This window comes from Pseudomonas sp., from assembly GCF_037994325.1.
Taxonomy (GTDB): Bacteria; Pseudomonadota; Gammaproteobacteria; order Pseudomonadales; family Pseudomonadaceae; genus Aquipseudomonas.
Genome location: NZ_JBBNAH010000295.1, coordinates 1 through 3,899, shown reverse-complemented (window position 1 = coordinate 3,899; position 3,899 = coordinate 1). Strand labels below are relative to the sequence as shown.

Genomic DNA, 3,899 nt, shown 5'->3' with positions numbered 1-3,899 from the left:
CTGAAAGTAAGCGCGGGGTCGCTGGCAAAAGCGGCGTTACCCAAGGGCAGACTGGCCGCTAGTACACCGGCCTGTTTGAGAAAAGTGCGGCGGGCAGTCATAGGTTGGGATGTGCTCGTAGGGTGTGCTGTGCGCACCGTTGCGTGTTCGGGAAGATCGCTTGGTGCGCACAGCACACCCTACGGATCATCCTGCTAAGTGCGGTTCCGGTGGGAGGGGCTTTGGCCACGACGTGATTGGGCTTCAAGGCTTGGCTCGCTGTTGGGTCTGTTCCCATACGCGCAAAAAGTTGCCGCCCCAGAGCTTGGCAATATCGGCATCGGAGTAGCCGCGGCTGATCAATTCGGCGGTGACGTTGCGGGTATCGCCCACGTCATGCCAGCCCTCCAGGCCGCCGCCGTCGTTAAAGTCTGAGGCGATGCCAACGTGGTCGATACCGATCTTTTTCACCGCATAGTCGATGGCGTCGCCGTACTCTTTCAGCCCAGCCAGCGGCTCTTCTTCAAGGATTTTGTACAACTGGCTGGCGTACTCACCGAAGCGTTTTTCCGGCCAGATGGAAATCACCGCATCGCCGGGCATCAGCGCATTGGCCAGGCCGTCCAACGGTTGCAGATCAAACTGTTTGCGCAGGGTGTTGAGTTTGTCCAAGGTTGCTTGGCTGAGCGGGCGCAGGTAGGCCGGAAAACCGACAATCTGCACCACGCCACCGCTGGTTTTGATCAGCTGCATTTCTGCGTCGCTAAGGTTGCGCGGAATATCAACAAACGCCCGTGGCACCGAGTGCGAGGCCACCATGGGCGTGCGGCTCAGGCGGGCGACGTCTTCCAGGGCTTGGGTCGACATCTGCGACACATCGATGATCACGCCCAAATCATTCAGCCGCGCCACCGCCTGTTCGCCTAGCGGCGACAGTCCGCCGAGGGCATCGGCCGTGTCATTAAAAAACGGCAATGGCCGCGACGAATCGGCCCAGCTGTTATTGCCCACATAGCTAAAGCCAAACATACGCATGCCGCGCGCCGCCCAGGTGTCGAGCAGGCTCAGGTCGTCGCCCAGCGGGTAGGCGTTGAGCATGCTGATAAAAATCGCGAACTTGCCTTCGTTGGCCAGGCGGCGGTAGTCGGCCGGGGTGTAGGCAATGCCGACCTGGTTGGGAAAGTCGCGCACCATGCCGGTAATGATTTTGTAGCGCAGCTCCTGCTGGTGCCGTGCCTCGTCGACGAAAGCCGGGGTAGGGCGATGCGGCGCATTGGCGCCGTTCCAGATTTCTGGCCAGCCAAATACGGTCAGCGCCGCGCCGGAAAGCCGCCCGCGCGCGGCCTTGATCAGGTCGAAGCGGCCGTCGCCGTCTTTATCGGCCTCGTTGCCCTCGGTGCCAAAGTCCACCGGCACGGTGATATGGCTATCAAAGGAGACGATGCGCTCCTGCAACTCCTCGGCGTGGCGCATCACCTCGGGCGGATAGGGCGCAGCGGCGCGCACCAAGAAGTGCCACGTGGCTATAGCGATAACGGCAATGGCCAGGAGTGAGGCCAGAACAATAAGCAGCGTTTTGCGGTGGCGCGTCATGCGATTGAGTTCCCGAACAGTCGGCAGCGGGCGCACTTGCGAGGGCAAGGCTTCCTGTCAGGGAGAAACGAGCGCGGTTTGGGGAAATTTAGGCAAGTCCTTACGCGCCCGTCCTACCCGATACGCGCCGCCAGGCTACTTACCGCCTTGTGCTGGCTGGGTAGGCTGTGGTCTGCGCTTATTACAGGATGTTTGTTATGGCCAGAAGCCTCATGCGTGTACGCCTAACTGCCGCGATTTCTGCTTTTTCGTTTGTGCTGGCATTGCTTGGCTATTCAGGCGCAGCGCTGGCGGATGACTGTTTGGGCGAAGCCCTGCCAAGAGCGGACCTGTTGTGCTCGGCTTACTTGCCACAGCCCGTATTGCCCGATACCAATGCCGACAGCGCTGCTGCGTTGCAGGCCGGTATCGACTACGCCGCGGGGCAACGCAAAGGCATCTTTCTGCCCAGCGGGCGGTACCAAATCCAGCAAGACTTAGCGCTACGTAGCTATGTGTCGCTGGTGGGTTCGTCGCAAGGGGCGACCATTATCGCTGCGCCGGCCGCGATGACCGCGCCTGCCGTGGGTGATATGACCTACGCCACCTACGTCAACGACCTGGTACTTGAACGGCTGATTTTCGACAACGTGCGCGTGCTGATGCACGGCCGCAAAGTGCGCGACGCGATCCGTTACAACGCCTTTATCAACACCAACTCCCGTGGCCCACAACTGGCCTTTGGTTCGCAGCCCGCGCACATCATCGGCAACGTGTTTATGCGCGGGCGCAATTACCCGGGCTTAGGCTTGGACAACCTCGGTAACGCACCGGGGCTGCTGATTAAGGGCAATTTTATTGGCTCGCCCGGTGAGCAGGAACTGGCCCAGGCCTATATCGATACAGAGGCTGATCTGTTGCTGAGTAAGTTGGCGGTTTTGGTGGAGCAGGGGCGTGTAGCCCTCGACGCCGATCAGGGCAATTACATCACCGCCTGGACGTCGACCAGCAACCTGCGTGGCGCCACATTTGCCCACAACTTTATCTCCGGCAACCGCTTGCCGGCGCTGTGGAATCCGCAAACCAGTCGCTACGACATTGGCCGCGACCATGGGCTGTATATCAAGCAGTACCAAGATGTAGAGATCTACCAGAACTACTTTGCCGGTTGGCCAGCAGACGCGACGGGGCACCTTAAATTCCGCAATGCCGAGGGCCTGGTATTTGCCGCCAACTACCTCGACGGCATCAACTTTATGGCGCGGCCCTACGACAACAGCGCCACATTGCTGATGCGCAACAGCTATCTGTTCAATAACTACCTGCATAACGCCGGCGTGGACTATTGGCAGAACTTTGCCGACTCGCCGAGCAAGTACATCGATACCAGCAACTTTTTAGTGTTTAACAATGCTTTCGAAGCCAGCAATACGGACGGTTGCCTACTGACGGGAACCTGGAACCATACGGTTGGAGAGTTACAGGAGGGCGGTAACTACTACGTGGCGCCGTTTAACGGCGTGCCGGTCAAAGCCTGTGATATGCGCTCAGTAGACGCGGCAACACTGCTGAGTAAATTGCCCAGTAACAAGCAGGCGCTGACCCGTTTGAGCCCACCGCTACCGAGGTATCAGCACCCTGGCGGCGTGCTACGGGTGGGTAAGGGCCTGAGCAACAAAGGCGGCGCGCAGTGCCTGTTCGATGGCCAAACCGGCGATAGCTACGGTGGCAACTGCTTGAGCTACGCGCTGACTGCTGGCCTGGGCTTTGTGCCAGAACAGACCTATATCGAGTTCGCTTATCCAACCCCTGTGCAGCTCGGCAGCCTGACGTTGCGTGGCTACTGGCGTCAGGCAGCCGCAGGCACATTAGGAAGCTGGCGCCTGGAGGGCTGTAGCGACTGGCAATGCAACTACCGCAGCGTTATCGCGGCCGCGCAGCCTTTGAGTTTTGGTACGCCGTTGCCGACTGCCAGCAACATGCCTTACCGGGCGTTCCGGTTGGTGTTTGTTGGCGGTAGCCCAAGCGCCAATGGTGGCGCCGGCACGGCGGGGTTCAGTGAATTACAAGCCACGGTAAACCCAGTAGGAAAAAGCCTCTGAAAAACACCAGGGGTTGCGCATAGCCGCGCTAAATTTTTCTGTGCTTGCAACGTTCTAGCCTGATAAGTCCGAACGTAATGAGTGCGCGATGAGGTTTACCCGACGTGGTTTTATTGCCGGGCTGGCGGTTGCTGGCGCTGCCGTGCCTGCTGTACTGTACGCCCGCCGTGCACCGGATTACGACGATACGCTTGAAGCAGGCCAATACCTGACGCCTGACGAAGCCACGGTGGAAGCTGCCACAGC

At 59.5% G+C, this 3,899-nt stretch carries 4 protein-coding genes; 2 read left to right on the top strand and 2 right to left on the bottom strand.

Annotated elements, in window-relative coordinates; all coding sequences use genetic code 11:
* Together AAAB16_RS10095 and pvdM are read right to left on the bottom strand one after the other, a co-directional pair.
* The coding region (locus AAAB16_RS10095; RefSeq protein WP_340663206.1) for a twin-arginine translocation signal domain-containing protein at nt 1–101 on the bottom strand (101 nt) is incomplete at its 3' end.
* 142 nt (nt 102–243) lie between these two features.
* Complete coding sequence (gene pvdM / locus AAAB16_RS10090) at nt 244–1,572, bottom strand: pyoverdine-tailoring dipeptidase-like protein PvdM (RefSeq protein WP_340663205.1); 1,329 nt, start codon at nt 1,570–1,572, stop codon at nt 244–246.
* 197 nt (nt 1,573–1,769) lie between these two features.
* On the opposite strand from pvdM, the gene AAAB16_RS10085 reads away from it, so the two are divergent.
* Nucleotides 1,770–3,653 carry a glycosyl hydrolase family 28-related protein gene (locus AAAB16_RS10085; RefSeq protein ID WP_340663204.1) on the top strand — a complete coding sequence of 628 codons (1,884 nt, stop codon included), beginning with the start codon at nt 1,770–1,772 and terminating at the stop codon, nt 3,651–3,653.
* A gap of 88 nt (nt 3,654–3,741) precedes the next feature.
* Nucleotides 3,742–3,899 (top strand): twin-arginine translocation signal domain-containing protein (locus AAAB16_RS26515; RefSeq protein WP_369335439.1); only part of this gene is annotated, 158 nt, incomplete at its 3' end.

What these genes read in the sequence shown, in the direction of transcription:
- AAAB16_RS10085 (WP_340663204.1), top strand. Translation starts at nt 1,770, where the DNA reads ATGGCCAGAAGCCTCATGCGTGTACGCCTAACTGCCGCGATTTCTGCT.
- pvdM (WP_340663205.1), bottom strand. Translation starts at nt 1,572, where the DNA reads ATGACGCGCCACCGCAAAACGCTGCTTATTGTTCTGGCCTCACTCCTG.